The following is a 25236-nucleotide window of genomic DNA, read 5'->3' on the forward strand; positions in this document are numbered from 1 at the left end:
TTACTTGCTCCCGGTCTTCTCGGTATGGCTGATGCGGTCGGCAAGACGATCGAGCGTGCGACGCATCGATTTCGCCTCCTCCTGTTGCGCCTCGATCCAGTCGCGCAGCATCTGCTGTTCGTTGCGCATGTTCTTGACCAGGCCCTGAATGCCTTCCGCGAGGTTCGCCATCGCCGTTACCGAACGCTGACCGCCGCCCTCGTCGGCGATCTTGCGCAGATAGTCCGAAAGCGCGCGCACATCCTCGGAGGATGCGCCGCTGGTACCCTCGATGACCGGTCCGAGGTCGGAGCCGACATCGGTGACGGAGGAAAGCCAGTTTTCCAGTTCGGTGTAAAAGCGGTTCTGGGCTCGGCCGGCCTGCAGGTCGAGAAAGCCCAGGATCAGCGAGCCGGAAAGACCGAGCAGCGACGAGGAGAACGCCGTGCCCATGCCGACCAGCGGTCCCGAAAGGCCGGACTTCAGCGAACCGAGAATATCGCTGCTGTCGCCCGAGCCGACATCAAGGCTCTGGATGACGTCGTTGATCGAGCCGATCGTGCCGATCAGGCCCCAGAAGGTGCCGAGCAGGCCGAGGAAGACCAGCAGGCCGATGAGATAGCGCGAGGTGTCGCGCGACTCGTCGAGGCGGGTAGCGATGGAATCGAGGATTGAGCGCAGCGTCGCGGTCGAAAGCTGCATGCCGCGGCGGTTGCCGATCAGCGCCCGCATCGGCGCCAGAAGCCGGGGATTGCGGCCGACCTTTTCAGCGTTGCCGACTGCACGGAAATGATTGAACCAGCGGACTTCCGGCCGCAGCATCAGCACATGGTTGAAGACCAGCAGGATGCCGACGGCAAGCACGCCGAGGATCAGGCCGTTGAGACCGGGATTGTGCATGAAGGCGACTTGAGCCTGACGAAACAGGATCGCCACGATAAAACCGACGATGACCAGAAAGAGGATCATCGTCCAGAAGAAGGCCATTGGGCTGGAGAGCTTGTAGGTATAGTTGCCCGACACATTGTCGGTCGACCCCAGATCCCCCAGGTTCACATTTTCCATCGCACGCTCAGCCTCCGGAGTTTCCGCAGGCGGAGACTAGAGCAACATTGAGCCGAATTGAAGAGACGGAAAGCACAAAACGACCCGTTGGCAACAGGCAGTTTTGCCACAGGTGATTGGGCTGGGTCCGACCTTATTTCGTCGGGATCGGCCGCTTGACGACCTCGGCAAGCGCCTTGTGAATATGCTCGTTGCCGCAGATGATCGAGCTGGTGGCGAGCATGTCGCTGCCGCCGTCGAAATCCGACACGAAACCACCGGCTTCGCGCACCAGAAGGATGCCCACCGCCATATCCCAGGGCGACAGCCCCACTTCCCAGAAACCGTCGAAACGGCCGGCGGCGACATAGGCAAGATCGAGTGCCGCCGAACCGACGCGACGCACACCAGCGACTTCGCTCATGACATGACGCAGCTCGACGAGGAACTTGCCATGATTGCCACGGCCAAGATGCGGAACGCCGCAACCGATGACGCAATCCGACAGCACGCGGCGCGAGGCGACGCGCAGGCGGCGATCATTGAGGAAGGCACCGCCGCCGCGCTCAGCGGTGTAGAGCTCGTCCGTCGCCGGATTGAAGATGACACCGGCCACGATCTCGCCGTTGCGCTCGAGCGCGATCGACACAGAGAACATCGGAATGCCGTGCAGGAAGTTGGTCGTGCCGTCGAGCGGGTCGACGATCCAGCGATGCGCGCCGTCGGTGCCCTTGATATCCTCGTCGGCCTCTTCGCCGAGGAAGCCGTAGGTCGGCCGCGCCTTCAGCAGTTCGTCGCGGATGATCTTCTGCGCCTTCAGATCGGCCTGGCTGACGAAATCGCCCGGCCCCTTCACCGAAACCTGCAGGTTCTGCACTTCGCCGAAATCGCGGCTAAGCGACTTGCCTGCCTTGAGGGCAGCCTGAACCATGACATTGAGAAGAGCAGAACGGGCCATCGGTTTTCCTTGGGTAATATAGAAGGCACTGACCGGACCCGAAAAAGGCCCCGGCGGAGCGGGATCGGCAGCGCAATAAAAGATTGGCGGCCTCAAGACCACAAAATCGGGGGAATTTCAAGTGCCGAGGCAAATGCTGCCATTATCGGGCCGCCCTCGTGGTTCGGCGCTGCGGCCTTTGTCTCATGCACTTCACCACGAGAGCAGGTGAAGGAACTCGAATCCGGGCGATATCACCAGGCCAGTACGCGTTTGCCGACAAAGGCGCCCATACCCATCACGATCGCAATCGCGATGCTATACCAGACCGCCACGAACAGGCCGCCATCATTCTTGCAGACGAAAGCATAGGCAGCGGCCCCGAGAGCGCCCGCGAGAATGCCGGCCGCAGCACCCGCCATGGCCGGCCGGGTCGTGACGCCGGTTCGAAGCGCCGCGATGATCAGCGCCAGCGGCATGAGCGATAACAAGACCATGGCCATGAGGCAGCTCGGAACGGAGACGCCGGATCGGCCCATCAGCGGGAAGCCCGACAGATCCGAGGCAGCGCCGATCAGCAACAATGCCACCCCCGGCAACAGCATGGCGAGCGACAACGCTCCGGAGCCCGGCTTGCCGGCGTGACGCACGGCCAGAATGCCACCACCGGCCAGCACCAACATACTGGTGATTTTGTGATGGAATGACGCGCCGCGCAAAGTCGCTTGCAATTCGGGCTGAAAGCCGAAGGTGGCAAAGACCAGGACGATCGCGCAGATGAGCGAAAGGATCGTTGCAAGCAGCAAAGTGCGCTCAAAGGAAAGAACTAGAGGTCGCTGCTCTACCCCGGCCTCACCAGCCAGATTTCGGATCATGACACCAGTATCATCAGCGGTTTTCATATCTTGCCCCTGCTTGGTTTGTGTGGAGCAACGCCGGCGACCGAAGCCAGGCGTTGCAGCGCCCGGTGCAGCGTCACCCGCACAGCACCTTCGCTGGTCTGGAGCTTCTCGGCCGTCTCGCGCACCGACGCGCCCTCGATCGTCAGCGCCTGGACGACGGTGCGTTGACCAAGGGAGAGACCGTTCAAATGGCGGTCGAGATCGATCAGCGCCCGGTCGGCGTTTTCACGCGGCGCTTCGACCACATTGGACCATTCTTCCAGCGTCAGGTCGCTGCGATATCGCGCCTCCCGGCGACGGCGGCGCATCGCGTCGGACAGCTTGTAGCGTACAATGGCGTAAAACCATGGCAGAAACGCGCGATCCGCGTCCCAGCGATGCCGCATCGTATGCAGGCCGATTAATATTTCCTGAACGATATCTTCCGTCTCATGCGCGCTCATGCCGAGCCGCGACAGCCGTCCACGGACCAAGACGCGCAGCAATTTCGCGACATCGCCCAGCAGCCATTCATAAGCGGCAGCATCGCCCCGCCGCTCGGCCTTCATGGCATTGGCCCAAATCTGTTCGCGCGATTCCATATCTGTCTATTCGCCGCCAAAACGTATTTGTTACAGCCCACTCCAGATTTTTATCGCCGCACGCCAAACGCCAACACATTTCCGTGATGATGTTGCGCCGCGCCACAGCCGGTCGAATTGAGTTTCAGGAGCGTGAAGCATCCTCCCGACAATCAACCAAGGAAACCGATCGATGAAAACACTACAGAGACTTGCCATTGCCACAGCCGCACTATTGGCTGTCTTCGCAGCACAACCGGCCTTCGCCGCAACCGCGCCGACGATCAAGGCGCATAATGTCGTCCTCGTCCATGGCGCCTACGCCGACGGATCGAGCTGGTCCGAGGTGATCCCGATCCTGCAGCGCGCCGGCCTGCATGTGACTTCGGTGCAAAACCCGCTGACGTCCTTCGCCGATGATGTTGCCGCCACCAATCGGGTTCTGGCACTGCAGGATGGTCCGACCGTCCTCGTCGGCCACTCCTATGCCGGCATGGTCATCAGCGAGACTGGCATCGACCCGAAGGTCAGCGCCCTCGTCTATGTTGCCGCCCGCGCACCCGACGCCGGCGAGGACTATGCCGCACTCGCCGCCAAATTCCCCACCCCACCGGCAACCAAAGGTCTCGTCCATTCAGGCGGTTTCGCTCAGCTCAGCGAAGATGCTTTCGTCCATGACTTCGCCGGCGACCTGAAACCCGCCAAGGCTCGGGCACTTTATGCGGTGCAGGGGCGGATTTCGGACACCCTGTTTGCCTCGCGCACCACGCAGGCCGCCTGGAAGACCAAGCCGAGCTGGTACGCCATCTCCAAGAACGACCGCACGACATCGCCCGAGTTGGAACGCTTTCTCGCCAAGCGCATGAATGCGACCACCGTCGAACTCAACTCCAGCCATGTCTCACTGATTTCCCATCCTCGTGAAATCGCCAACATGATCCTTGCGGCCGCGGGCTACCCAGTGAAGAAATAGCTGACGCCAATCATCGGATAGATTTTCGAGATCGATTCAGCGATCTGCTTCGGAAAACCGCAAACACGCCCGGCGCGCTACCGCGCCCGGCGGAACTTGTTGGCCGCGTCGATCGCGGCCTTCTGCTGGTAATCCTCGATGCCCTGATAGAAATCCTCGAGCTCCGGATCCTTCAGGCCGGCACGGCGGGAAATCACATACCATGTGGCGGCCGCGACCGGATCCTGCTTCGTGCCGAGGGCATTGATATAGAGATGCGCCAGCTTGTTCTGGGCGACGATATTGCCGCGATAGGCGGCAACCCGCATCCAGTTGAAGCCATTTTCCAGGTCCTGCTTGCCACCGGTGCCGTTGATCAGCCAGACGCCCATGTCGAGCTGCGCGGTGTCGAAACCGGCATTGGCGGCGCGCGACAGCCATTCGCGGGCGCGCGCTTTCTTTTCCGGCGGCAGCTCGGGCATGTTGAGATAAAGCTGCGAGATGGCATATTGCGCGTCGGCAATGCCTTGCTCGGCGGACTTCTCATAATAGGGAAGAGCCATTTGCAGGCCCTTGAGACCGGGATTTTCGGCCGTCAGCATCTGCCCCAAGTTGAATTCGGCGGATGCCTGGCCGGCATCGGCCGCCTTTTTCATCCATTCGTCAGCCTTCTTCCGGTCGCGCGGCACGTCACGCCCTTCCATCAGGACGAGCGCATATTTGAACATCGCGGTGGCGTCGCCGCCCTCGGCCGCCTTGCTGTACCAGAAGGCGGCATCCTTGGTGTCGCGCTTGACGCCGAGACCTTGGGTCATCAGTTCGGCAAGCAAAGTCTGCGCGGCGGGATCGCCGAGCTGCGCCCGCGGCAGCGCCCGCTGGAACGCTGTCAGATAATAGCCACGCTGGAATGCCCCGTAGGCTTCGTCGACTTTGCCCTTGAAGGGTTTGTCCTTGGGCAGGTCGGGCAGATTCGCGCCCATGCGCTCAAAAACCCCGACACCTTCGGACGGCTTGACATTATCGGCCTTCGGCTCCGCGCCGGGCTGGATCTTCTCGGTCTTGAAAGTGTTCGTGCCCGCATCCAGAGGGCGTGTCACGACGCTCTCGCCATGCGTCGGGGCATCGTCCGGGGGCACGTCGGTATCGTCGGCAAGCCCACCTTCGGCAGGTTTGGCATTCTGATCCGGCTTATCCGGCTGCGCGGTGATGCCGGGCAGCGACGTATCGCCCTTGCTCGACTGCGCCACCGACAGCAACGGCAATGCCGTCAGCCCGACGGCGAGCGCGGCAAGGAAGGAATGGTGACGGAATCGAGGCGTGAACGACATGGTTTGCTATCAATCTTCAAACCGTGGCGCTTTTTCGTCCAGAAGCGCATTCACTTCCGCGACGATGGTCGCCGCCGCTGCGGGATCGGCAAAAACAGCCGTGCGCAACGCTACGAATTCGGCGCCCGACAAAGCCACCTCCAGCGCCGATTTCGGATCGGTGCCGCCCATGACGATGCAGGGGATAGCGATCATCGAGGCCCACCATTCGGCGAGCGCCACGTTTTTCGGATGCGCCTCCGGCTTGATGTCGCCCTCGATCTTGCCGAAGAAGATGTAATCGGGCCGCAGCTCGCCGATCTCAAGCGCATGGTGCCTGTCGGTGGCGTTCCCGCCGCCAACGATCAGCTTCGGCGCGTGTTTTTCCACCGCTTCGGTGAATTCCTCAAGATTGCCGGTAATATGCAGGCCATCGGCCTTGGCCCGGCCGGCCACGCGGCTGTCGCCGGCGATCAGCGCGGCAGCACCCGCCTCCTGCGCCAGCGGCACCAGCTTTTCCGCGTGCTTCTGGAAGAGGCCATCGTCAAGACCATATTGCGGGATGATAACCGAGGCGACGTCCCCACCTCTCAATGCATCGGCCAGCACCTTCGCCTGCTCCTCGATATCGGCAATATCGGGAACGATGAGAACGAGGCGGCAGCGATCTTTTGGCACAGACATCGAGAGTTTCCATATTTCACGGGTTCATTCGTCAGGGATGGCGTACCCGTTCGATGTTTGTGAGTAAATCCGTTGGAACGGTCTGACAAGGGGCAGGCCTGCGAAACCGCGCCGCGCCGTGAACCCTCATGGCTATTACGAAGCCTGCGGAACCTCCGGCCGAGATACCGGAAACAAAGCGCAATCCATCATTGCATCGCACAATTGACTTGCCGGTCCCCTGCGTTTGACGTAGCTTTTTGTCATGTCGACCACGGACCCCTTCGCAGCCATCGCTGATCCGAACCGGCGCCATCTGCTGGAAGAGTTGCGGCGTGCACCGAAAACAGTCAATGAACTGGCGCAGGGCCTGCCCATCAGCCGCCCCGCCGTGTCGCAGCATCTCAAGGCGCTGCTCGACAGCAATCTCGTTTCCGTCACCTCCGAAGGCACGAAACGCATCTACGCGGTCAACAGCCGCGGTTTCGACAAGCTCAATTTGTGGCTGGATCAGTTCTGGGCCTGAGAGCGCTCCCTGGCGCCCGTATAGCCAATTCCCAGTTTTTCGCGGGAAAATCGCGCCGACTTCCACTCGTGACATGTTGAAGCCGGCGCATTTGTTGAACTGGAATGCCCACCATCTTCGACCAGGAATTGTCCGGGGCCTTTCGACCCGCCGGTCCTTCTTCGCTATAATCGGTGGATTTGTCCCTTATAAAGATCTTACGTCAGTGGACTGACAATTTCAGACGGTGGATTTCGTCCTTGAGGCGCAGCTTCCTGCGCTTGATGTCGGCTATTTCGGTATCATTGATAGAGGGAGATGTCAGTGCAGAATGCAGCGCCTCCTCGAGAGCGACATGTTTCTTTTCGAGCGATTCAAGATGTGCTTGAACAGTCATATGACCCTTCCTTCCTCTTACAATCCCCGACTATCCTTCGCCAGGGATTTAGGTGTCAACCTTATCAGTGTGACATAATATTGAACCCTTGTCGAAGGCGAAAACGTGGCCTTTGGGCGACAAATTCATGATGAAGGATAACTTCCCGTTATCGTCATTTGGTGATAGAGGCTTGCGGAATTCATGAGGCGGAACGAACGCGATTCCGCAAGCATCGGGGAAATAAGCATGGCCGATCAGGAACAGGCGGAAATCAGGCTGATCGTGGCGCGGCTGCGCCAAGAGCACGAGGATTTCGACGCCGCGATCAATGCCATGATCCAGATGGGCTGCGAAGCCCTCCGCATCCAGCGCATGAAAAAGAAGAAGCTTGTCATCAAGGACAAGCTGACCAAGCTTGAAGACCAGATCATCCCCGACATTATCGCCTGAGGAGCAAGACGCGACGATGATGACAGAAAGACCGCCCGTCGCCATCATCATGGGCAGCCAGTCCGACTGGGAAACCATGAAGAACGCTGCAGACACGCTGGAAGCGCTGGAAATCACCTATGATGCGCGCATCATTTCCGCGCACCGCACGCCAGATCGGCTGATGAGCTTCGCCAAGGGCGCGCGCGAGGAGGGCTTCAAGGTCATCATCGCCGGCGCGGGCGGCGCGGCCCACCTTCCGGGCATGGCCGCCTCAATGACGCCGCTGCCGGTGTTCGGCGTGCCGGTACAGTCTCGCGCCTTGTCGGGCCAGGACAGCCTTCTCTCTATCGTGCAGATGCCGGCCGGCATTCCCGTCGGTACGCTGGCGATCGGCAAGGCCGGCGCCATCAATGCCGCCCTTCTCGCCGCCGCCGTCCTCGCGCTCAGTGACGAAGAGATTGCCGACAGGCTGGACGAATGGCGCGCCCGGCAGAGTGCCGCGGTTGCCGAATATCCAATGGACGACCTATGACCGCAAAAACGATCGGCATCATCGGCGGCGGCCAGCTCGGCCGCATGCTGGCCATGGCCGCGGCCCGGCTGAATTTTCAAACCGTCATTCTGGAACCGCAGGCCGATTGTCCGGCCGCGCAGATGGCAAGCGACCAGATCATCGCCGCCTATGACGATCCGGCTGCCCTTGCCGAACTGGCGAAACGCTGCGACGTCGTCACCTATGAATTCGAAAACGTACCGGTCATCGCCGCCGAAGAGCTGGCCAAGGATGTCCCCGTCTATCCGCCGCCGAAGGCGCTGGAAATGGCGCAGGACAGATTGACCGAAAAACGCTTCATCAACGATTGCGGTATTTCGACCGCCCGCTTCCACGCCGTCGACAGCCAGGCCGATCTCGAAGTCGCCCTTGCCGATTTCGGCGGACAGGGCGTGCTGAAGACCCGACGCCTCGGCTATGACGGCAAGGGCCAGCGCGTCTATCGTTCGTCCGCAGACAGCGCGGAAGGCGGCTATGCAGCACTTGGCAGCGTGCCGCTGATTCTCGAAAGCTTCGTGTCCTTCGAGCGGGAGATTTCCATTATCGCCGCCCGTGGCCTGGATGGCGCGATCGCCTGTTACGATCCGGCGGAGAATATCCATCGCGACGGCATCCTTCACACCTCCACCCTGCCCGCGAGCATTTCCACCGAGACGGCGACCGTGGCCCGCGAGGCTGCGGAGAAGCTCCTGGCCGCGCTCGGCTATGTCGGCGTCATCGGTATCGAGTTCTTCGCGCTTCCAGACGGCAGCCTGATCGCCAATGAAATGGCGCCGCGCGTCCACAATTCCGGCCACTGGACGGAAGCCGCCTGCGTCGTCTCGCAATTCGAGCAGCATATCCGCGCCGTTACCGGCCTGCCGCTCGGCAATCCCGTCCGCCATTCCGACTGCGTGATGCAGAATCTGATCGGCGATGACATCCTTTCGGTCCCCGATTGGCTGCGCCAGGACAATGTGCTAGTACATCTCTACGGCAAGACGGAGTCCCGCCCTGGCCGTAAAATGGGCCATATCACACAGCTTCATCGCTAACGGTACAGGGAAAAAGCCCTGACGTGGTTGACAGGGCCCAGGTGACAAGGTATTTGCTCCCCACCCTAAAGAGCGCGCCCTGAGCGCGCTTTTGATTGTTAAAAGATACGGGCGAATGTGACATTCCCCCTCAGAGATCGCGGATCAGAAAAATGAAGATCAAGAATTCGCTCAAGTCGCTCAAGGCGCGTCACCGTGACAACCGTCTGGTTCGCCGCAAGGGCCGCATGTACATCATCAACAAGCTGAACCCGCGCTTCAAGGCTCGTCAGGGCTGATTTTGCGTGGAGCCCGGTTGCGACCGGGCCGGCCGTCTGACGGCCGGGTTATGATCTCGCATCATGACCGTTCGAGATGATCACATCAAAATTGTTTTGATCTTCGACATTGGCGGGCTACTATGCCCGCCATGCGCATTTTTGCTTTGTCATATCCGGCCCTGTCGATTCTCCTTGCCCTGACCGTCATTGTACCGAATGTCGCCATGGCGGATGATTCTAGCGCGGTCGAGAAAAAAGACCCTGGCAGCGCTGCCGCCAGCCTGTCGCCGAAGCAGCAGATCGACAATCTTTTCATAGCTCTCAAGCGCCAGCGCGATCCCGATCAGGCAAATCTGATTGCAGACCAGATCCGCACGGAGTGGAGCGATTCCGGCAGCGCCACCATCAATCTCCTGATGCAATGGGCCGACAAGGCCGTCCAGGAAAAGCGCAATCCGGCGGCCATGGATTTCCTTGACCAGGTCATCTCGCTGAAGCCGGACTATGCCGAAGGCTGGAACCGGCGCGCGACGCTGAATTACGCCATCGGCGACTATCGCAAGTCGATGGAAGACATCGATCAGGTACTGCGGATAGAGCCGCGCCATTTCGGCGCGCTCGCCGGTATGGCCGCGATCCTGACCGAGGCCGGCAGGGACGAGATGGCGCTGAAGGCCTGGGAACGCTTCCTGGAAATCTATCCCGCGAATCGCGCCGCCCAGGAACAGGTGAATACGCTCTCGGAAAAAATCGCCGGGAGCCGAACATGAGATTTATCAACAACGGGTAGGCCCGCGACGGACGAGAGGCCACAAACGCCGGATAGGCTGACGGTCCCACTAGCTGCATCATACCGCAATGATCAATGTGCTGTTTTACGCCCTTGCTCTTATTTTCGTCGTCGCCGCAGCTTTCTCGGCCTTCAAGACGCGCGCCATAGAGCAGGCCTATCCCAACATCGGCGAGTTGACCGATATCGGCGACTTCCGCATCAATGCCGTGCATCTACCTCGCCCGGCCACCGCCGACCTACCACCCCTCATCTTCATCCACGGCGCCAGCGGCAACCTGCGCGACCAGTTCGAAGCCTTCGCCGGCCCGCTTGCCGGTCGCGCCGAAATGCTGTTCGTCGACCGGCCCGGCCACGGCTATTCCGAACGCGGCGGCCCGGAAAACGCCCTGCCCTCCGGCCAGGCCGACGCGATCGCCCGATTGATGGAGAAGCTGGGCATCGCAAACGCCATCATCATCGGCCATTCCTTCGGCGGTGCGATCGCCGCCTCCTTCGGTGTCCGCCATCCGGACAAGACCGCCGGTCTGCTCTTCCTCGCACCGGCAACGCATCCGTGGCCAGGCGGCATCGACTGGTACTATACGCTTGCCGCCATGCCGGTCCTTGGCTGGATCTTCTCGCATCTGCTGGTGATACCGATCGGCCTGCGCCGGGTGGAAAGCGGCACACTCAATATCTTCCATCCCAACGAACGCCCAGTCGACTACGTCGAAAAGACAGCACCGGAACTGGTGTTGCGCCCAAGGACTTTCCGCAACAATGCCGTCGATGTCGTCAATCTCTTCGCCTATGTTTCGGCCCAGGCGCCCCACTATCGCGAGATCGAGGCACCGACCGTCATCATCACCGGCGACAGCGACGATATCGTTCTGGAGGAACTGCATTCGCGTGGCCTGGCGCGAGACATTCCCGGCGCCGAACTCGTCACCATCCGCAATCTCGGCCACAAACCGGACTATGTGGCGACCGACGTCGCCATCGCCGCGATGGAACGGCTCGCGGGCGCATCACGCGATCTTCAGGCGCTTGCCCAGCAAGCGGAAGCCCGCATCGCCAGCCTGAAGCCGCAGCCGTCAACCGAAATCGCCGCGTCGCATCAGGCAGTCACGACCTCGTAATCCGGCTTGTCAGCAAAGACCCGCCCCCGCGGCATGGCCTCCACCGTTTGCCGCACCGCTTGCAGCATGATCGAGGCCAGTCGTTCCGTCGCCGGACTGGCCTCCGCCTCGGCGCGATGCAGCACGAGATCGAGCTTCGGCAGCGGCGGCAGGCCGGCTTCGCCCGCCATCAGCGGCCGCACCTTGTCCGGCAAGCCCAGCGGCGTACGCACCGTCAGGCCCAGCCCCGCCGCCGTGGCAGCCCAGAGACCGCCAAGGCTCGGGCTGACGAAGGAAATCCGCCAGCCGATGCCGGCGTGATCCAGCACCTTCGTCGCGATCGATCGTAATAGGCAAGGCGCTTCCAGCGATGCCAGCGGCAAAGGTTCGCCAACGGCAGCGTGCCAGTGAGTAGCCCCCTCAGCCGGCCCGACCCAGCACATCGGCACCTCTGCGATCCGCTCCGTATGGGCGGTGCGAAATCCATCACTCCAGGCGAGCGCCAGATCGAGCTTGCCGGACGTCACCCGCTCGATGAGCTCCGCATTGCGAACCACGCGCGCCTCAATGCGGACCTTCGGATGGGCACGAGCGAATCGCCCCAGCACCTCCGGCAACAACGTCTCCCCAAAATCCTCCTGCAGGCCGAGCCGCACCCACCCCTCCAGATCTCCGCCATGGATCGCGGTCGCCGCCTCGTCGTTGAGATCGAGCAACCGCCGCGCATAGGCGAGCATCGTCTCGCCGGCCTCGGTCAACGCCAGTCCGCGCCCCGCCTTGCGGAAGATCGGCGTGCCCGCCTGCTCCTCCAGCTTCTTCAACTGCGCGCTGACAGCGGATGTCGAGCGCCCGAGCCGATCGGCCGCCTTGGCGAAGCTGCCGAGCTCCATGCCGGTGACGAAACTGCGCAGGACGTCGAGATCGAAGATGACTTTCCGCACGGCTAACAATCCATATTTTCGGGACTATATGTCCAATATTTTCTGATTTTCGGAATGATTATCCCGTGACATGCTAAAATCGTCAAGTAGGCAGATCACAGGAGCACATCATGCCCTTCACCAATATTTCCCTTCTGCGCGGCAAGTCGCCCGAATATCTGAGGGCGCTCTCGGACAATTTCCACCGCGCCATGGTCGAGACATTCGACGTGCCGCCCACCGATCGTTTCCAGGCGATCCACCAGTTGGAACCGAACGAGCTGATCTTCGACCGTACCTATCTCGGCGGCCCGCGCTCGGACGATTACGTCTTCTTCCACATCACCATCGGCAAGCCGCGCTCAAGGGAGGTTAAGAAGGCCTTCTACCGCCGTCTCGTCACCCTGCTCGCCGATGCGCCGGGCGTGCGGCCCGAGGACGTCATGATCAACATCATCACGACGACACGTGAGGACTGGTCCTTCGCGGACGGCATCGCGCAGGATTGACCACGATGAGCCAGAGGACCGCTCGGCAGTCACCCGCGATCCATCGCGCCGGCGCGAGTACTCAACGTTCGCCCGATGGCATCGCCAGCGCACCCTTCTGGGTGGAGATACTGGTCGAAAGTCGGGAAGACGGCGGCCTGACCGCCATGCGCTGCACGCTCGAACCCGGCACCATGACCCATTGGCACACGCATCCGCACGGCCAGATCCTCTACGTTCTCTCGGGTGTCGGGCTGGCCGAGCGCGATGGCGAAGCGGCCGGGGAGTTGCGCGCCGGCGACTGCATTACCTTTGCACCGGACGAGCGCCATCGGCATGGCGCTACGCCACACAGCACCTTCGCCTATATCAGTATTCAGGCCGCCCAGAACGGCAGTGCCGTGACCTGGCTCGAGGATTGAACCATGATCGCCATGCAATACAGCTTCACCCTCCCCGCCGACTACGACATGGCGATCATCGATCGCCGCATCCGGGAGAAAGGTCCCTTGCTCGACAATCTGCCCGGCTTGAAATTCAAGGCCTATCTCACCGCCCGAAAGGGCGATCAGACAACGGGGAGCCGGGATAATTTCTATGCGCCCTTCTATGTCTGGAACAAGGACGAGGGCTTGAGTGACTTCCTCTGCGGTTCCGGCTTTGCCGGCGTGACAGAGAGCTTCGGCTGGCCACAGGTGAAGACGTGGGTGGTCTGGCGCGCCGACGTCTCGCCGGATATCCGCAAGGCTCGCTTCGCCACAAGGGAGCTGATCCAGACCGCCCCCTATGCGCCGCTTGCCGAGATCCGCCGGCAAGAGAGCGAGGAGGCCACCGCCGAAGTCGCCCATGGCAAAGCGCTTGCCTGCGTCGTCGCCTTCGAGCCGACGAGCTGGACGAGGGTGCGTTTCCGGCTGCTTGCCGATTTGCCGAAAGATGCGCTGCGGCCGGACGTGCAGGCCTATAATGTCGGCCATCTCTCCCTGCCGAATGCGGGTTGAAGTGTCACGAGGACAAAGTCGCTGTTTCAAAGAGGCGCGCGGCGTCTTATGGATGGGTAGCCTTTCCGCAGCAAAAGAGTGATCCCTTCATGGTCGATATCGCAATGATCGAAGCCGCCCGCGCTCGCATAGACGGACGCGCGCGGCGCACACCCCTTCTTTCCTCGCCCTTCCTCGACGAGATCGCCGGGCGGCGGCTGTTCGTGAAGGCGGAATGCCTGCAGCATACAGGATCGTTCAAGTTCCGGGGCGGCTGGTCGGCGGTGTCGGCACTGGAACCCTCGGTGCGCGCCAGGGGCGTCATCGCCTTTTCCTCCGGCAACCATGCCCAGGGCGTGGCGCTGGCCGCGCAGCTGCACGGCATTCCCGCCGTGATTATCATGCCGTCCGATGCTCCGACGCTGAAGATCGCCAATACCCGCGCTCTTGGCGCCGAAGTTGTGCTCTATGACCGCGTGAGGGAAGACCGAGACGAGATCGGCGCAAGGCTTTCCAGAGAACGCGGCTTGACGCTGATCAAGCCTTTCGACGAACCGCAGGTTATCGCCGGCCAGGGAACGACCGGGCTGGAGATCGCCGAACAGGCAGCCGAAGAGGGCATCGATACAGCAACCGTGTTGGTCCCATGCGGCGGCGGCGGCCTGACATCGGGCATCGCGCTGGCGCTCGAAGCTCGCGCTCCCGGCTTCAAGATCCGTCCCTGCGAGCCGAAGGGTTTCGAAGATACCACCCGTTCGCTGGCCTCGGGCCAGATCGAGCGCAATGCCGCGCTCCAGGGGTCGATCTGCGACGCCATCATCACGCCTCAGCCCGGCAACATCACCTTTCCGATCCTGAAGCGCCTCTGTGGTCCCGGCCTGGTCGTAACCGATGAAGAAGCGCTGGACGCCATGGAACTCGCCTTCAAGCGCCTGAAGATCGTGGTCGAGCCAGGCGGCGCAGTGGCGCTGGCCGCCGCCCTCTTCCATGGCAAGGAGATCGACGGCGACACGGTGATCGCGGTCACGTCCGGCGGCAATGTCGATACGGATGTTTTCGAGGCGGCGTTGCGCCGCCACTAACCCTTAGTTCGCGGCGCGACGATAAAGCGCCAGCGAACCCGCCAGAGCCAGAAGCGCGCCGCCACAGGCGCGTTCCAGCCATTTCGCGCCTTCCGCCTTCAGGAACCGCACGGCCTGCGAGCCGAAAACGGCATAGCCGAACATGATCGCGAAATCGAGCGCGGCGAAGACCAGCGCCAGGATGGCATATTGCGCCATCAGCGGCGCGGTCGGATCGATGAACTGCGGCAGGAAGGCCGAGAAGAACAGATATCCCTTGGGATTGGTCACCGCCACCATGAAGCTCTTCAGCCCGATGGAGAGCACCGTGCCTTTCGCCTGCTCGGCATTAGCCCTCAGCATGCCGTCGATCGTTCCCTTCGAGCGCAGCATCATGATCCCAAGGAAAGCGAGATAGGCCGCACCCGCCCATTTCAGCGCCGAAAACCAGAATTCCGATGCCGCCAGCAGCGCGCCGAGACCAATCGCGACCGCGCCGATCAGCACGAAATCCGACAGCACGGCGCCGACCATGCCCGCCAGCGCGCGACGCACGCCGAAGCGAGAACCGTTGGTCAGGGCCAAGAGCACCGTCGGTCCTGGCGTGGCGATACCGATGAAGGAGACGGTGATAAAGGCAAGCAGAGTAGTGGTGTGCATGGCTTCCTCCCTATGGTTGTCGGAAAGTTGCATGCGATGTCGCGCTTGGCAAGTGGGCACTCTTCCCACGGATGCGGCAATCTGCGCGCAGCAAAAAACCCGCTATCTTGCGACAGCGGGTTCAGGATGTTCTCAAAGGGGACGTCGGTAGGCGTTATACGCCGGACTGACCGTCCGAACCGATATAGGCAAGGCGCAGCATGTTGGTGGCGCCGGGCGTGCCAAGCGGCACGCCGGCCGAGATGATGATACGATCGCCGGGCTTGCCGAAGCCTTCCTCGGCAACGATACGGCAGGCATTGTTGACCATATCGTCGAGGTCGGTGGCGTCATGGGTGACGACGCAGTGCATGCCCCAGACCACCGACAGGCGGCGGGCCGTCTGGATGATCGGCGACAGCGCCAGGATCGGAACCTGCGGGCGTTCGCGCGACGCGCGCAGGCCCGTCGTGCCCGACGACGTGTAACAGACGATGGCGGCAAGCTTCAGCGTCTCGGCGATCTGGCGGGCGGCCAGCGAAATGGCGTCGGCGCCGGTTGCTTCCGGCTGGGCGCGCTGCGCGTAGATGATGCCCGAATAATGCGGTTCGCGCTCGATCGTGCTGGCAATCGACGCCATCATCGACACGGCCTCGACCGGATAGTCGCCGGAGGCGGATTCGGCCGACAGCATGACGGCATCCGCGCCTTCGAAGACGGCGGTGGCGACGTCGGAAACTTCAGCGCGGGTCGGAACCGGCGCGGAGATCATCGATTCCAGCATCTGCGTGGCGACGACCACCGGCTTGCCGGAACGGCGGCAGGCGCGGATCAACTGCTTCTGGATGCCCGGAACGGCTTCGAGCGGCATTTCGACGCCGAGGTCGCCACGGGCAACCATCAACGCGTCGGAAAGCTCGATGATTTCCTCGATGCGCTCTACGGCCTGCGGCTTTTCGATTTTCGACATCAGACCGACGCGGCCACGCGAGATCTTGCGGACTTCGGACAGGTCTTCCGGACGCTGGATGAAGGAAAGCGCCACCCAGTCGATTTCATTGGTGGCGAGAACGGCGTCAAGGTCGACGCGATCCTTCTCGGTGAGCGCGCCGACGCCGAGCAGCGTATCGGGCAGGCTGACACCCTTGCGGTCGGAAATCTTCGTGCCGGAAATGACGGTCGTGACGATGCTCTTGCCGTCGCATTTGTCAGCGCGCAGTGCCAGCTTGCCGTCGTCGATCAGCAGGCGATGGCCGGGCTGAACCGCTTCCAGGATTTCCGGGTGTGGCAGGAACACGCGGGTGTTGTCGCCGGGAGTGTCGTTATTGTCGAGCGTGAATGTCTGGCCGGGCTTGAGGTCGACCTTGGTGTCGGCAAACTTGCCAACGCGCAGCTTAGGACCCTGCAAGTCGGCGAGAATTCCGATCGGACGGCCACAGCGGGCCTCGACGGCGCGGATGCGCTGGATCAGCGCGCGCATGACGTCATGGCTGGCGTGGCTCATGTTGATGCGGAACAGGTCGGCACCGGCCTCATGAAGCTTCTGGATCATCTCCTCGGTGGAGGAGGCCGGGCCTAGCGTCGCTAGGATTTTGACTTTTCTGTTGCGTTTCATCAATTCTGGCTCTCTTGGCTGCCCGGGGTATCGGAAAGCTGAACCATCCAGCTCGCCTGACGCCCCGTGTCGTATTCCTTGAATCCCATTTTCTGGAAGCCGCGCGCGTAGCAATCTTTCACGCCTGGGATTTTGAATTCATTTTCCGCCACGCACATTTCGACGTCACCCGTCCAGCGACCGCCACGGGCCGCATCTTCTGCGTAGAGGTAATAATAGCGGGACTGAAGCGGCCCCTCGATCAATGTGGCGCAGGTGGTGGCCGGAACCTGCCACCATCCCTCGGTGGCCCAACCTTCCTTTGCCCGATAGCCGATCGCGACGCCCACAAGATTCTGCGTACCGTTGCAGACGCGAAAGTCGGCATGGGCTGCATTCGGCGTGAAGAAAAACGGCGCGGCGGCGGCAAGGGTGAAAAAAGCGAATCGGGCGAGCGGCCCTGACCGCGTAACGAAACTTGGCGCGACTTGGCTGAACACGGCTTCCAATGGGCTCCCGATTATTCGTTGTTGCGTCTTCTTGCGCCGCCATCCTACGAATGTCAACGCAACTCTAATCGATTATATTTTCTTCACGGGATGGTGACGACGCCCTCCAGCGCGCCCTTCGCCCGATCAATCAGGCGAGCCTTGCACCTTCCGCCCTCGCATGCAATCAAACAACGAGATGAAAATGCAATAATCGACAATCCACATGAATGACTTCAAATCCTTCGAGATCATATTGGGCAATCGTGACAAAGGCATGGTCATTCTCGGTGATCATGCGATGCGCCACCTTCCCAAAGCTTATGGCCGGCTTGGCTTGCCCGAAACCGCCTTCTCGCGGCACATCGCCTATGACATCGGCATTGAGGGATTGTGCCGCCAGCTTTCCGCGCGGCTCGGCGTCCCGGCGGTGCTCGGCGGCTTTTCCCGCCTGCTGATCGATCCCAATCGCGGCGAGGACGATCCGACCCTGATCATGAAGATTTCCGACGGGGCGATCATCCCGGGCAATCATCCGATCACCGACGAAGAATGGAATTATCGTATCGAGACCTTTCACCGGCCCTATCACCACGCCGTCGAAGAGACGATCGCCTCGGTCGCCAAGGCGACCGGCAAGGCACCGCTGGTGCTGTCGCTGCATTCCTTCACACCGGCCTGGAAAGGTGTTCCCCGCCCCTGGCATGCGAGCGTGCTTTGGGACAGCGACGAGCGCGCTGTCTTGCCGCTTCTTGCAAAGCTTGGCGCCGATACCAATCTCGTCATAGGCGACAACGAACCCTATGATGGGGCGCTGAAGAACGACACGCTGTATCGTCACTGCATGGTAAAGGGCATTCCGCATGCGCTGCTGGAAGTCCGCCAGGACCTGATCGGCGACGGGGCCGGCATTGCCGAATGGGCCGAGCGGCTGGCGCCGATCTTTTCAGCGATGAACGACGATCCGGCGCTGCACGAATACAAGATCTATCCGTCGCGCACCGGCCCATATGAAGAGGCTTGATCCCAAAAAGTGTGAAGCGGTTTTTGGATAAGATCATGCCACAGAAGAAATGTAAGGAAGTCACGATGAGCACGCTCAGCAAGCAACAACAGACCGAACTGGAAGCTGCCGCCTTCCGCCGTCTCGTCGCGCATCTGCGCGAGCGCAGCGACGTTCAGAATATCGATATGATGAATCTCGCCGGCTTCTGCCGCAACTGCCTGTCCAACTGGTATCGCGAGGCGGCCGAAGAGGCGGGCTTGCCGGTGACCAAGGACGAATCGCGCGAGATGGTCTACGGCATGCCCTACGAGGATTGGAAGAATCTGCACCAGGCCGAAGCCTCGGCTGTGCAAAAAGCCAGTTTTGAGCAGAACAAGCCGAAAGAATAGACCGGCTTTCGCCAAGACGGCTTGACCTCGCGCTCCATTCGCGGCACGTCAACGGCCCGATCGAATTCGAAACCCAACGCACTCCGGAGACGATGTATCCGAGGCCCCTGGCGTCACCGCGATCAGCTTTGCGCTTCCGCAGAAGCGGATCGAGCGGATGGACGCGCAAGACAAGCGCATGGGATTTCGGCCAGGAATTTCGTAACCCCCGTCTTCAAACAGGGGATTGCATGAACCACAAAGCAGCGCAGGCTGCCGCCTTGAAAGGAAAAAGAAAATGGACGACACGACGAGTGTTGAGAATGTCGCCGCCGCCGAATTGCGGGCGTTCATTGAGCGTATCGAGCGGCTGGAAGAAGAAAAGGGCGCCATCCAGTCCGACATCAAGGACGTGATGGGTGAAGCGAAGGGACGCGGTTACGACACCAAGGCGATCCGCACCATCATCCGCCTGCGCAAGAAGGACGCCAACGAGCGCCTCGAAGAAGAATCCATCCTGCAGACCTATATGGCTGCACTCGGAATGGAATAGGCCGCAGCCCGCCTTCGGGCGGCGCGCTGAAAGTCTATGATCAACAAAACCCAACGGCCGGCATTGTCCGGCCGTCGATCGTTTCGCCTGGACCAAGGATCAGGCGGCATACCAAATTGCCGCATTGAGCTTGCCCATCGAATGTCGTAGGTGCTTTGCCTGTAAGAGGCGATGGGGACGGCAGTGGGGACAAAACTCTCCGGGAGAACACAGTGGTTGCTGCGCTTCCTATGCGCCTTCGCACTGTTGTCCGTCGGCTTCGCCCATCAGCCCATCATTGCCAATGCCGATGAACTGACACCCTCGGCACTTGCCCAATACAGGCTGCCGGACGGGACCCTTCCGGTTCTCTGCGTCACCGAGAGGACGGCGGACGGCAAGGAACATAGCAAGGCGCATGTGCCGAGCTGCGAGGCCTGCCGGATCTCTTCGGCGGCCCTGCTTCCAGCACCGCCGATGGATATCTGCGAGCATCTCGCCTTCGCAAGCCAGGATATCCCGGCCCCGAAAACCGAGGCCTTCCACCGCCAGCTCTATCCGCCGAACACCGGCCCCCGCGCACCACCCCTCCTCCGCATCACCATTGCCTGAGCCTGCGTTGCGGCCCGCGCCGTGATGCTCGTCGTCAACGGCGGCCGGACCATGCACGAGATCTGATCGTGCCGGCTGCGGGTGGATTGCCTCCATGCTGATTATCGCTGCGCGAAACGGGCCGCCACGGCATCCCGATCGTGCTTGCAGATCCGCATGAGACTGCACTTCCCCGCAGATAGGCCCTCCCGCCGCCAGCCGGATTTCCGGAGGATTTTTCATGTCTGCCTTCACCGCGACCGAACCAGCGGCTGCAACCACCGACACCATCTCGCTTTATCGCGCGATCTGGCGCTGGCATTTTTTCGCCGGCCTGCTTGTCATCCCCTTCATGCTCAATCTGGCGATCACCGGATCGCTCTATCTCTTCAAGAGCGAGATCGACACCACCTTCTATAGCCATCGCCATGTCGTCGCCGATACCGGACCTGTGCTGACACCGCAACAGATCGTCGATGCGGCAACCGCCGCCATGCCGGGCGCCAACGGCACCTCCTATCGCGAGGCCCCGGCCGGCGATCGATCAGCTGCCGTCACCGTGTCGAAAGGCGGTCAATCGACCGTCGTCTATGTCAATCCGCACAACGGCGAAGTGCTGGATTCGGTCGGCTCCAAGCAGGATTTCGGCTGGGTCGTCCGGCGTCTTCATAGCCTCGACTATTTCGGGACATGGACCAACCGGCTCATCGAGATCGTCGGCGGCTTCGCGCTTGTGCTTGTCGTCACCGGCATCTATCTCTGGTGGCCGCGCAAGCAGACCGGCGGCGTCCTCACCGTTCGCGGCACGCCTTCGCGCCGCGTCTTCTGGCGCGATATGCACGCCGTCACTGGCGCTGGCGCGGGCGTCCTCATCTTTTTCCTCGCCCTCAGCGGCATGCCGTGGTCGAGCTATTGGGGGGCCAATGTCAAAACCTGGTTGACGGAGCACGATCTCGGCTTCCCCGCCGCCCTCTGGGACAACGTGCCGACATCGACGAAAGTCACGGACGATATCCTGCCGGCGCCGGGCTGGATCGTCGAAAAGGCACCAGTCCCCCTATCCAATGTGGCCGCCGCGCAATCCGCTGGGCCGATCGGCATCGACAAGGCGGTTGAGATCGCCAAGGGGCTCGGCATGGCGCCGGGCTTTGCCACCGCCATCCCCGCCGACAAAACCGGCGTCTACACCGCCGCACTCTATCCCGCCGATCTTTCCGACGAGCGCACCATCCATATCGACCAATATTCCGGAAAGCCCCTCGTCGATCTCTCCTTCAGCCAGTACCCCGCCCTCGGCAAGGCGATCGAATGGGGGATCAACGTCCATCTGGGCCAGGAATGGGGCCTCTTCAACCAGCTCCTGATGCTGGCGACCTGCCTGGCGATCATTCTATCCTGCGTGACGGCCGTCATCATGTGGTGGAAGCGCCGCCCGGCAGGGCGCCTCGGCGTTCCGCCCATGCCGCCACGGAAGTCCGTCTATATCGGCCTGTGGCTGATCGTGATCGCCTTCGGCGCGGCCTTCCCGCTCACCGGGCTCGCCATCGTCACCATGCTGCTCTTCGACCAGATCCTGCTGCGCTTCGTGCCGCCGTTCAGGCGCTTCTTCTCGTGACAGACGTCTCTCTTACCGTCACCAAAACCTGCCGCGGGAAGCCCCTGCGGATCATCAACCTGAAAGGACAATCACCATGCCCCAGATGAAGAAACTCCTTATCGCAGCATTCGCAGCCAGCCTCGCCCTAGCAGGTCAGGCCCTTGCCCATGCCCATCTCAAATCAGCTGTTCCCGCCACCGATGGCACCGTGAAAGAGGCGCCCTCGGAACTCGACCTAACCTTCACCGAAGGATTGAACCTCAAATTCAGCAGCGTGACCGTGACCGGCCCGAACAAAGCGGACGTGAAAACCGGCAAAGCCATGCTGATGAAGGGCGATACAACGCTGATGATCCCGGTCACCGACAAGCTGGCGACCGGCAAATACACCGTCGAATGGCACGTCCTTTCCACCGACGGCCACAAGACGAACGGCACCTACAGCTTCACCGTCGCGCCGTGAAATGCATCTGATCGCTCCTTGCCAAAGGCGGGGAGCGGTCAACTTGCAATCCCGTCGCCGTTAGGCGCCTGTCTATCCGGTCATGCATTTCCGGATGAAATGGAGCCAGCTGTCGTTGCGGCGAACCGTGGCGCGCGGCAGGCCGAAGGGATCGTGATTCTGACCCGCCCTGCCGCGCCGCGTCGTCGTTGCCGCGCTGTAGCCGGCCTCATAGGCCAGAACCCGATCGAGCGGCATTTCGTCCCCATAGGGGAAACAGAAGGAAGAGACGATCTCGTCGAGCATGTCCTCCAGCAACTCCCGGGAATGGCTGATCTGGCGGCGGGCTTCCGGCATCGGCAATTGCGGAAGATGCACATGATCGAGCGTATGCGAACCGACCTCATGTCCGAGGGCCACCCATTCGCGCAACTGCTCCAAGGACATGCAGGGCGCCCGCGCCACGCCGTTGGGAATGTCCCAGACGTTGCTGCCGCCGACCTGATTGGCGACCACGAAATTCGTCGCGGTGAAGCCGAACTCCTGCAAGACGGGCAAGGCGTTTTCGTAGACATTGGCGTAGCTGTCGTCGAAGGTGATGGCGGCAACCTTGCCGGTCTTGGCGCCCTGAATGTAGGGGAGCGCCTCGCGCAGCGAGAGGCCCTGCACGCCCAGTCTTTTCAGCCAGGCCATCTGACGATGAAAGGCCTCCGGATGCACCGCCATACTCCTAAAAGGCGCTTGGCGCGAGGGTGGAACCGCGATCTGATGATAAAGAAGAATTGGGACTGCCAAATTATATAGTCTCAGCTTGAACGGCGGGAACGTAGTGCGATTTTCGCACGATAGAGCGGCCGCAAGATCTCTCTGGACAGCTTTTCGAGCACGGTCTTCCGGCGCTTGATGGTGCTGCCGCCAAGTTGCGCGGATATTTCGTGCACGCCGCCCGGCATGACGGCAAGCGGCGACAGTCGCGTCATCCAGCTCATCTGGACAGTGGTATCGACCGGCCGGTCAAACAAAGCCGTCGCCTCCAGCAACCGGATGGCGGCATCACGACTGACAAGCTGCGCCACCATGCCCAGACCGACGCGGCCAGGCTGGATGACGCTGGCCTGACCATGCGTCAGAACGCACTTGCCATGTTCCTTGCCCATCCGGAAGGGAAAGCGAATGAAGGCGCCCGGCATGAGACAGGCCTGTGCGGCGACAAAAGCAGCGTGAAACGAGGCGTCGATCTCCACGTCATCTTCGAACACGAGGCCGGCATCAACACCCTGCTCGACGATCGCCGCCCATGCCTTGCGATGCGAGAGGAAACAGGCGATCTCGCCAATGCTCATCTCGAACGGATAGTGCGGCCTATATAAATGCCGCCGATAAACGCAGTCGATCTCCTCATCGGACAGGACGCCTGCGTCAATCGCACGGATGACTTCGCTTCGGACCGGAAGCATGGCCGCGAGCCTTTCCACCTGGGGCTGGCGGTCGCGCGCGCGATCCAGGTGAATGATGAAGCCGCATATGTTCGCTTGGTTCGGCCGGGCGTTGATCGTGCCCAGGGGAGCCTGATCCAACTCCAGCCCGGCATGAGCTCTTTCAAGTGGCGCCGCGGCCAAGGAGCCGAATTTATAGGTCTGCATCTGTGGGATCTCGGTGTCGTATGCGAGAATCCCCTAGCAATCGTGAATGAAGGCGGGCTTAGGCAAACCTGACGCGAAACTGAAGACGGCCACTTTCAATGCTCCCGTGCAGGCGCATCGCCCACGCACGGTGACGTCCTAGGCAAGCATGCCGAGACTGCCACTCACAATTCTGTCCTCGACCCAGTGGCGCTCCTCCTGCCAGGCATGGCGCTTCCATCCTTCCCAGGTGAAACCGCAGAGTTTCACCTGCCATTCGGCTTCGGGAAAGTTCGAGAGAACATAGCAAATGCCGAGAAATCCCGTGCTCGGAAAGACCTCATGCATCCTGGGGTCCGTCATCCCCAGGACCGCGCAGCCGTGAATATAGAACTGCGGCGGCATGATGCGGATCTCCTTCCCGGCGCCGCCGATCAGTTCGATCGCCTGCATCGTCCAATCGGCCTTCCTTCCCTTTAAGCGCGAAAGGATATTCGGCTTCGGGTGATACGTGCGAATGATGGCGGGATGGTAAACCAGCACCACCTCTTTCACCGCCTTAAGAGCCGCACTTTCCAGAAAGGCCGGATCGATCAATCGTCGCTGCATTACCTTGCTCGAAGCGGCCAGCATGAGCATATCCGTACGCGTGCCACTCATGCCGCCGGATAGGTTCGGCTCGTTGAAACGCATGACGAATTCCGCATTGCCCACGACCCCGGAGAGATCGCGATGCAGTGTTCCATTGCCGATGATAACAGCCGTCTTGCGTGCCAACAAAGGATATCCAGCTCTGTCGCTGGCGACGCACTAGCAGCGCTTGATGAGCCAAGGATGAAATTCGCCATGATCGCAAGAGGCAAGAGCGGGCAAGGGGCCGGCCCTTACCTACAACGGCAACGAAAGCTCGCCCGCCACGATCCTTTGTATCGTTTGGACGAAGAGATCGCATTCCGCCTGTATCACGCGGCGCTCGATGACAGCCACATCGTCCGAGGAATGTATGCGGACCGCCTTTGCAGCGATGACCCGGCCATGATCATAGTCCGCGTCCACCAGATGGATTGTGGCGCCGGTCACCAACTCCCCTGCGTCAAGGACGGCTTGATGTACCTTTCGACCATACATACCCGCACCGCCATATTTCGGCAGAAGCGCAGGATGAACGTTCAAAATTCTGCCTTCGAAGGCCGACAGGGTTTTAGGCCCCAGCCTTCGCAAATAACCCGAGAGAATAATCAGTTCCGCGCCGGCATCCATAAGAGCCGCATGGAGCCTTTCGTCAGCTTCGGATTCGACTCCTTTCGTCGGAATGCACAAGGCGGGGATATCGCACGCTCTGGCATAATCGAGCACAGGGACATTCAAGCGATTGCTCACCAGAAGGGAAATGGTCGCATTAAGCTTGCCTGCAACAATCGCCTCCGCGATTGCGCGAAGGGATGAACCATTGTTCGAGGCAAGAGCTGCGATACGAGGCGTTTTCATCAACGTTGATGCTCAATCAGTGTTTT

Annotated in this window: 33 protein-coding genes; 18 read left to right on the forward strand and 15 right to left on the reverse strand. The window is 61.2% G+C overall.

Annotation, left to right across the window (positions count from 1 at the left end; genetic code table 11):
- From EX00_RS10720 to EX00_RS10735, 4 genes are all read right to left on the reverse strand, one after another.
- On the reverse strand, nt 1-1044 hold the full coding sequence (locus EX00_RS10720) for a hypothetical protein (RefSeq protein ID WP_047456934.1): 1044 nt from the start codon (nt 1042-1044) through the stop codon (nt 1-3).
- 133 nt (nt 1045-1177) lie between these two features.
- Nucleotides 1178-1981, reverse strand: a complete 804-nt coding sequence (locus tag EX00_RS10725; RefSeq protein ID WP_047456936.1) for an inositol monophosphatase family protein — start codon at nt 1979-1981, stop codon at nt 1178-1180.
- A gap of 233 nt (nt 1982-2214) precedes the next feature.
- Nucleotides 2215-2862: an NrsF family protein gene (locus EX00_RS10730; protein WP_047456938.1), complete on the reverse strand. Its 648-nt coding sequence runs from the start codon at nt 2860-2862 to the stop codon at nt 2215-2217.
- Nucleotides 2859-3443: a sigma-70 family RNA polymerase sigma factor gene (locus EX00_RS10735; protein ID WP_047456940.1), complete on the reverse strand. Its 585-nt coding sequence runs from the start codon at nt 3441-3443 to the stop codon at nt 2859-2861. Before EX00_RS10735 ends, EX00_RS10730 begins: the two co-directional genes overlap by 4 nt.
- A 172-nt stretch (nt 3444-3615) precedes the next feature.
- On the opposite strand from EX00_RS10735, the gene EX00_RS10740 reads away from it, so the two are divergent.
- Entirely contained in the window at nt 3616-4395 is a 780-nt protein-coding gene (locus EX00_RS10740; RefSeq protein ID WP_047456941.1) for an alpha/beta fold hydrolase, read from the forward strand.
- A 77-nt stretch (nt 4396-4472) separates the two neighbouring features.
- Here the strand turns inward: EX00_RS10740 and EX00_RS10745 are convergent, their stop codons facing one another.
- Both EX00_RS10745 and EX00_RS10750 read right to left on the reverse strand, forming a co-directional pair.
- Nucleotides 4473-5702, reverse strand: coding sequence for a tetratricopeptide repeat protein (locus EX00_RS10745; protein ID WP_047456942.1), 1230 nt, complete (start codon nt 5700-5702; stop codon nt 4473-4475).
- A 9-nt stretch (nt 5703-5711) separates the two neighbouring features.
- The gene (locus tag EX00_RS10750) at nt 5712-6365 is read right to left on the reverse strand and encodes a thiamine phosphate synthase (protein WP_047456944.1); all 654 of its coding nucleotides are present in this window, start codon (nt 6363-6365) and stop codon (nt 5712-5714) included.
- A gap of 244 nt (nt 6366-6609) precedes the next feature.
- Here EX00_RS10750 and EX00_RS10755 point away from each other — a divergent pair, with 244 nt between their 5' ends.
- The gene (locus EX00_RS10755; protein WP_047456945.1) at nt 6610-6870 is read left to right on the forward strand and encodes an ArsR/SmtB family transcription factor; all 261 of its coding nucleotides are present in this window, start codon (nt 6610-6612) and stop codon (nt 6868-6870) included.
- 202 nt (nt 6871-7072) lie between these two features.
- On the opposite strand, the gene EX00_RS31030 is transcribed toward EX00_RS10755, so the two are convergent.
- Nucleotides 7073-7246 carry a YdcH family protein gene (locus EX00_RS31030; RefSeq protein ID WP_047456947.1) on the reverse strand — a complete coding sequence of 58 codons (174 nt, stop codon included), beginning with the start codon at nt 7244-7246 and terminating at the stop codon, nt 7073-7075.
- Between the two features lie 228 nt (nt 7247-7474).
- On the opposite strand from EX00_RS31030, the gene EX00_RS10765 reads away from it, so the two are divergent.
- The 6 genes from EX00_RS10765 (at nt 7475) to EX00_RS10790 (ending at nt 11418) form a co-directional block, all read left to right on the forward strand.
- Nucleotides 7475-7678, forward strand: coding sequence for a YdcH family protein (locus EX00_RS10765; protein WP_047456948.1), 204 nt, complete (start codon nt 7475-7477; stop codon nt 7676-7678).
- Nucleotides 7679-7697: 19 nt separating this feature from the next.
- Nucleotides 7698-8192 (forward strand): 5-(carboxyamino)imidazole ribonucleotide mutase, encoded by a 495-nt coding sequence (gene purE / locus EX00_RS10770; protein ID WP_047457702.1) that lies wholly within the window; start codon nt 7698-7700, stop codon nt 8190-8192.
- Nucleotides 8189-9247 carry a 5-(carboxyamino)imidazole ribonucleotide synthase gene (locus tag EX00_RS10775; protein ID WP_047456950.1) on the forward strand — a complete coding sequence of 353 codons (1059 nt, stop codon included), beginning with the start codon at nt 8189-8191 and terminating at the stop codon, nt 9245-9247. Before purE ends, EX00_RS10775 begins: the two co-directional genes overlap by 4 nt.
- 152 nt (nt 9248-9399) lie before the next feature.
- Nucleotides 9400-9525, forward strand: coding sequence for a type B 50S ribosomal protein L36 (gene ykgO / locus EX00_RS10780; RefSeq protein WP_003542835.1), 126 nt, complete (start codon nt 9400-9402; stop codon nt 9523-9525).
- Nucleotides 9526-9647: 122 nt separating this feature from the next.
- Complete coding sequence (locus tag EX00_RS10785) at nt 9648-10277, forward strand: tetratricopeptide repeat protein (RefSeq protein ID WP_047456954.1); 630 nt, start codon at nt 9648-9650, stop codon at nt 10275-10277.
- Nucleotides 10278-10365: 88 nt separating this feature from the next.
- A complete protein-coding gene (locus EX00_RS10790) occupies nt 10366-11418 on the forward strand; it encodes an alpha/beta fold hydrolase (protein ID WP_047456955.1) in 1053 nt (350 codons plus the stop codon).
- Here the strand turns inward: EX00_RS10790 and EX00_RS10795 are convergent.
- Nucleotides 11397-12338 (reverse strand): LysR substrate-binding domain-containing protein, encoded by a 942-nt coding sequence (locus EX00_RS10795; protein ID WP_047456956.1) that lies wholly within the window; start codon nt 12336-12338, stop codon nt 11397-11399. The genes EX00_RS10790 and EX00_RS10795 overlap by 22 nt on opposite strands.
- Nucleotides 12339-12448: 110 nt before the next feature.
- Between EX00_RS10795 and EX00_RS10800 the strand changes: the two genes are divergently transcribed.
- From EX00_RS10800 to EX00_RS10815, 4 genes are all read left to right on the forward strand, one after another.
- A complete protein-coding gene (locus EX00_RS10800) occupies nt 12449-12826 on the forward strand; it encodes a tautomerase family protein (RefSeq protein WP_047456958.1) in 378 nt (125 codons plus the stop codon).
- A 5-nt stretch (nt 12827-12831) separates the two neighbouring features.
- Nucleotides 12832-13227: a cupin domain-containing protein gene (locus EX00_RS10805; protein WP_047456960.1), complete on the forward strand. Its 396-nt coding sequence runs from the start codon at nt 12832-12834 to the stop codon at nt 13225-13227.
- Nucleotides 13228-13230: 3 nt separating this feature from the next.
- Nucleotides 13231-13803 carry a DUF4865 family protein gene (locus EX00_RS10810; protein WP_047456962.1) on the forward strand — a complete coding sequence of 191 codons (573 nt, stop codon included), beginning with the start codon at nt 13231-13233 and terminating at the stop codon, nt 13801-13803.
- 89 nt (nt 13804-13892) lie between these two features.
- The gene (locus tag EX00_RS10815; protein ID WP_047456964.1) at nt 13893-14864 is read left to right on the forward strand and encodes a threonine ammonia-lyase; all 972 of its coding nucleotides are present in this window, start codon (nt 13893-13895) and stop codon (nt 14862-14864) included.
- 3 nt (nt 14865-14867) lie between these two features.
- Here the strand turns inward: EX00_RS10815 and EX00_RS10820 are convergent, their stop codons facing one another.
- The 3 genes from EX00_RS10820 to EX00_RS10830 form a co-directional block, all read right to left on the reverse strand.
- Nucleotides 14868-15503: a LysE family translocator gene (locus EX00_RS10820; RefSeq protein ID WP_047457705.1), complete on the reverse strand. Its 636-nt coding sequence runs from the start codon at nt 15501-15503 to the stop codon at nt 14868-14870.
- Between the two features lie 154 nt (nt 15504-15657).
- Nucleotides 15658-17097 carry a pyruvate kinase gene (gene pyk / locus EX00_RS10825; protein ID WP_047456965.1) on the reverse strand — a complete coding sequence of 480 codons (1440 nt, stop codon included), beginning with the start codon at nt 17095-17097 and terminating at the stop codon, nt 15658-15660.
- On the reverse strand, nt 17097-17585 hold the full coding sequence (locus tag EX00_RS10830; protein ID WP_047456967.1) for a DUF1036 domain-containing protein: 489 nt from the start codon (nt 17583-17585) through the stop codon (nt 17097-17099). Before EX00_RS10830 ends, pyk begins: the two co-directional genes overlap by 1 nt.
- Nucleotides 17586-17790: 205 nt before the next feature.
- Between EX00_RS10830 and EX00_RS10835 the strand changes: the two genes are divergently transcribed.
- The 6 genes from EX00_RS10835 to copC all read left to right on the forward strand — a co-directional run bounded on the left by EX00_RS10835 (nt 17791) and on the right by copC (nt 22121).
- Nucleotides 17791-18588, forward strand: a complete 798-nt coding sequence (locus EX00_RS10835) for an N-formylglutamate amidohydrolase (protein WP_047456969.1) — start codon at nt 17791-17793, stop codon at nt 18586-18588.
- A gap of 65 nt (nt 18589-18653) precedes the next feature.
- Complete coding sequence (locus EX00_RS10840) at nt 18654-18959, forward strand: DUF1244 domain-containing protein (protein WP_047456971.1); 306 nt, start codon at nt 18654-18656, stop codon at nt 18957-18959.
- Between the two features lie 277 nt (nt 18960-19236).
- On the forward strand, nt 19237-19491 hold the full coding sequence (locus tag EX00_RS10845) for a DUF2312 domain-containing protein (protein ID WP_007701156.1): 255 nt from the start codon (nt 19237-19239) through the stop codon (nt 19489-19491).
- 171 nt (nt 19492-19662) lie between these two features.
- Nucleotides 19663-20082, forward strand: coding sequence for a hypothetical protein (locus tag EX00_RS10850; RefSeq protein ID WP_052210702.1), 420 nt, complete (start codon nt 19663-19665; stop codon nt 20080-20082).
- A 220-nt stretch (nt 20083-20302) separates the two neighbouring features.
- Nucleotides 20303-21676, forward strand: coding sequence for a PepSY-associated TM helix domain-containing protein (locus tag EX00_RS10855; protein WP_047456975.1), 1374 nt, complete (start codon nt 20303-20305; stop codon nt 21674-21676).
- A 76-nt stretch (nt 21677-21752) separates the two neighbouring features.
- Nucleotides 21753-22121: a copper homeostasis periplasmic binding protein CopC gene (gene copC / locus EX00_RS10860; protein WP_047456977.1), complete on the forward strand. Its 369-nt coding sequence runs from the start codon at nt 21753-21755 to the stop codon at nt 22119-22121.
- A gap of 72 nt (nt 22122-22193) precedes the next feature.
- Here the strand turns inward: copC and EX00_RS10865 are convergent, their stop codons facing one another.
- The 4 genes from EX00_RS10865 to purN form a co-directional block, all read right to left on the reverse strand.
- Nucleotides 22194-22895, reverse strand: a complete 702-nt coding sequence (locus EX00_RS10865) for a polysaccharide deacetylase family protein (protein ID WP_047456980.1) — start codon at nt 22893-22895, stop codon at nt 22194-22196.
- 11 nt (nt 22896-22906) lie between these two features.
- The gene (locus EX00_RS10870; RefSeq protein WP_047456982.1) at nt 22907-23743 is read right to left on the reverse strand and encodes a glycosyltransferase family 25 protein; all 837 of its coding nucleotides are present in this window, start codon (nt 23741-23743) and stop codon (nt 22907-22909) included.
- A 138-nt stretch (nt 23744-23881) separates the two neighbouring features.
- Nucleotides 23882-24499 carry a hypothetical protein gene (locus tag EX00_RS10875; protein WP_047456984.1) on the reverse strand — a complete coding sequence of 206 codons (618 nt, stop codon included), beginning with the start codon at nt 24497-24499 and terminating at the stop codon, nt 23882-23884.
- A 111-nt stretch (nt 24500-24610) separates the two neighbouring features.
- The gene (purN, locus tag EX00_RS10880) at nt 24611-25210 is read right to left on the reverse strand and encodes a phosphoribosylglycinamide formyltransferase (RefSeq protein ID WP_047456986.1); all 600 of its coding nucleotides are present in this window, start codon (nt 25208-25210) and stop codon (nt 24611-24613) included.
- Nucleotides 25211-25236 lie beyond the last annotated feature (26 nt).

Source organism: Martinezella rhizogenes (assembly GCF_000799715.1).
In the GTDB taxonomy this organism is placed as follows: domain Bacteria; phylum Pseudomonadota; class Alphaproteobacteria; order Rhizobiales; family Rhizobiaceae; genus Rhizobium; species Rhizobium rhizogenes_C.